Source organism: Arthrobacter sp. 2YAF22_2, from assembly GCF_052114645.1.
Taxonomy (GTDB): domain Bacteria; phylum Actinomycetota; class Actinomycetes; order Actinomycetales; family Micrococcaceae; genus Arthrobacter.
In genome coordinates this window covers 1-2,997 of the sequence record NZ_JBFRFD010000454.1, presented here as the reverse complement: position 1 = coordinate 2,997, position 2,997 = coordinate 1, and the positions used below count along the sequence as shown (strand labels likewise).

Sequence of the window (2,997 nt, the reverse complement as noted above, 5' to 3'; positions counted from 1 at the left end):
GGCTGAGGGTGAACCGTCCCGATCCCGACCAGTGCCGCCAAGCCCAGCAGGACCGCAGCAATGAGCGCTGTAAGCCGTTTCGTGGACAACGCCCTTGCGTGTGCGTGCATGAGTTCCTCTCGCTGCTAAGCGCCGAGCAGCGTATGGGTCCAAGGTGATCGTCAGCGTGTCTGATACACCCTTGGACCCAAAACCGCCGAACAGCAGCAAGGAAGTCAAGGACGATGACAGCCTCCGATTTGGCGGAGGCCGTGGTGGCCTTGCCTGCTGGGAAGGTTACCTCGTAGGTGACCACTTGCCCGCCGGACTTGCCGGAGGTGGACGGGAATGTCGCGTCAAACGCCCGTTTGGAGTTGGACAGTTACGTTTGCAGCGCCGCGCCTGTGCCTGACTTAACCGCTGCTGTTGGGCTTGCCTGCGTGCCGAGCCTCATGCCCGAAGGGAGCGGCATGGACGTGCCGGTGGCCGGGCCGTTGAGTTGCGGACTTCGCCAAGCTTCAGCGGGCCCCGGAGCTGCAGCCCGCGGACTCATTGGGCGGTCCCAGCCTGGGCGGCGTATGCGGTGGCCTGGGCCCGCACCTGGCGAATGTAGGGATCGGACTGGTTGTAGGCGTAGATAGCGTCGGTCCACCCCTTCGGGGATGAGAGGTCACGGCCGTGGGCGCAGAGATAGGTGGCCGCGCTGAGGGCGGCGTCGTCGATATTGAAGGGGTCCGCTGTTCCGTCCCCGTTCCCGTCCCGCCCCACAAGCCGCCAGGTGGAAGGAATGAACTGCATGGGTCCGACGGCGTGGTCCCAGCGGGCGTCGCCGTCCAGGGCACCCGCGTCCGTGTCAGCGATGGCGGCGAACCCGGCGCCGTTGAGGCTCGGGCCCACAATCGGGCTGCTCGCCTGCCCTGCGGCGTTGAGGCTGYCGCCGCCGTAAGTTCCGTGTGCGGATTCGACGAAACCGACGGCCGCAACGGTGTTCCAGCCGATCCCGCACCCGGGAGTGGAATCGTTGGCCGTGGCGGCCGCAACAACGTAGGCCTGCAGCGCACGGGCGGGGATCCCGGTCTGCGCGGCAACCCGAACGAGCCATTGGGCGTCCGGGCTCCGGGTTACGTTCACGGCAGTGGTCATCCCGGAGGACAACACTTCAAGTTTCGCCTCCGCTCGCGGAGGTGCCGCAACGGCACCGGGGGCCTCTGCGCCGGGCGGCCGGGTCACCCAGAACGAGAAGCCGATGGTAAGGCCAATCGCGAAGAGGCTGAAAACCAGAAGGCGTTTTAGACGGAGCACGGACTAATCAAACCATCCGGGCTCCGTCACCGGTCGACGAAACGAGCGGAGGTGAAGTACCAGGCACATGTCACATCTCTCCAAGGCACGTCGCGTCCCGAGTCCAGCGTCATCTTCTCGAGGGGTTGACTCGCACTGTATTCCAGCCCTTGCGGACACTGGACTCCAGCCGAACCATACGGAGTCCGGCCCGATCCGACCGCCAGTCGGCTCAGTCCCGAACCCAGAGCGAACGTTGATTCCGCGCGGTGGGAGGATGCCCTGGCTTGGAGGCTTGACGCCCTGTTCAACCGGATCTATTCTAAAACCAGATGGTTATAAAACAGTTAGGTTATGGTYTTGATGGYTGATGAATTGAGTGCAGTGTTTGSRGCGTTGGCCGATCCGACGCGACGGGCCATTCTGCAGCGGCTCGCGGAAGGCGATGCGCAAGTTTCCGATCTCGCGGCGCCGTTCAAGATCAGCCAACCGGCAATTTCCAAGCACTTGAAGGTACTGGAGAATGCCGGTTTGATTTCCAGGAACCGGGTGGCGACTGCCCGGCTCAGTCATCTGGAACCCGAGCGGTTCAAGGAAGCGAGCGAGTACATGGAGCGGTAYAAGAAGTTTTGGGGTGAGTCCTTCGACARRCTCGACGGCGYGCTGGCCKCGTTTCAGCGCGACAGCACGCACATGGGCCAGGGACGCGATGTCTGAGGGCCGCCAGCAGGAGATCACAGAACATGATGTCTTCATCTCTCGCTCCTTCGCCGCGCCCCGGGACGTGGTGTGGAGATTCTGGACCGAACCCCAACTCCTCGCCTCCTGGTTCGGGCCCGAAGGAGTTGACGTATCGGTCGACAGTGTCACGGTAGACCTCGTGGAGCAGGGCCCGTGGGAGTTGACCATGGTCGACAGCGCCACCGGGGCCAGTCACCCCATCCAGGGCCGCATCGTGGCCTTCCTAGCCCCGGAATTTCTTGACATCCAGCTGACCGCATTGACCGCGGCCGGGCCCGTGGACGACGTCGTGCTGCGACTTCAGTTTCACGATCACGGCGAACGGACCCGCATGACGCTCCACCAGGGCCCGTTCACGGACGAGATCCGGGACATGACCCGCACCGGGTGGGTCCTGTCTTTCGCCAAACTCGACACCCTTCTCGAAAGGCACACAGCATGAAAACCACCTCCTCCCCGCCAACGCAGGTCACCCAGATAACCTCCACGGACGGGACCCGCCTCTCCGTCGAACAGATCGGCACCGGCCCCGTCCTCGTACTGGTGGACGGGGCCTTCTGCGGCCGGTCTTTTGGCCCCGCCCGGCCACTGGCCATAAAACTGGCCGATTCCTTCACTGTGTATTTCTACGACCGCCGAGGCCGTGGAGACAGTGGTGATACGGGGTCCTACTCCGTGGAACGTGAGATCGAAGACCTCGCCGCCGTGATCAGCCATGCGGGCGGAAACGCCTTTGTCTACGGCATCTCCTCCGGCGCCGCCCTTGCCCTCGAGGCCGCCGCCGCCGGTGTCCCTCTCCGCAAACTCGCGACCTACGAGGCCCCCTACACCGGAGTCGGAAACGCCGAAGGAACACCCGTCGACCACGCTGGCCACCTGAATACGCTGCTCGCCCAAAACAAACGCGGCGCGATGGTCACCTACTTCCTGGTCAAAATGATCGGCGTGCCCGCCTTTGTGCCCGTCATGCTCCGCCTTATGCCCAAGGTCTGGAAG

At 63.9% G+C, this 2,997-nt stretch carries 4 protein-coding genes; 3 read left to right on the top strand and 1 reads right to left on the bottom strand.

The annotated features are described in order from the left end of the window. Positions 1-528: 528 nt before the first annotated feature. Positions 529-1,110: a lytic transglycosylase domain-containing protein gene (locus tag AB4Y86_RS15735; RefSeq protein WP_441403123.1), complete on the bottom strand. Its 582-nt coding sequence runs from the start codon at positions 1,108-1,110 to the stop codon at positions 529-531. Positions 1,111-1,623: 513 nt separating this feature from the next. Between AB4Y86_RS15735 and AB4Y86_RS15730 the strand changes: the two genes are divergently transcribed. The 3 genes from AB4Y86_RS15730 to AB4Y86_RS15720 all read left to right on the top strand — a co-directional run. After that, positions 1,624-1,977, top strand: coding sequence for an ArsR/SmtB family transcription factor (locus tag AB4Y86_RS15730; RefSeq protein ID WP_441403122.1), 354 nt, complete (start codon positions 1,624-1,626; stop codon positions 1,975-1,977). Continuing rightward, positions 1,970-2,443, top strand: coding sequence for an SRPBCC family protein (locus AB4Y86_RS15725; protein WP_441403121.1), 474 nt, complete (start codon positions 1,970-1,972; stop codon positions 2,441-2,443). Before AB4Y86_RS15730 ends, AB4Y86_RS15725 begins: the two co-directional genes overlap by 8 nt. Then, the coding region (locus tag AB4Y86_RS15720) for an alpha/beta fold hydrolase (RefSeq protein WP_441403120.1) at positions 2,440-2,997 on the top strand (558 nt) is incomplete at its 3' end. The genes AB4Y86_RS15725 and AB4Y86_RS15720, both read left to right, overlap by 4 nt.

Excerpts from the sequence above, each read along its gene's own strand:
- AB4Y86_RS15725 (WP_441403121.1), top strand. The coding sequence starts at position 1,970 with ATGTCTGAGGGCCGCCAGCAGGAGATCACAGAACATGATGTCTTCATC.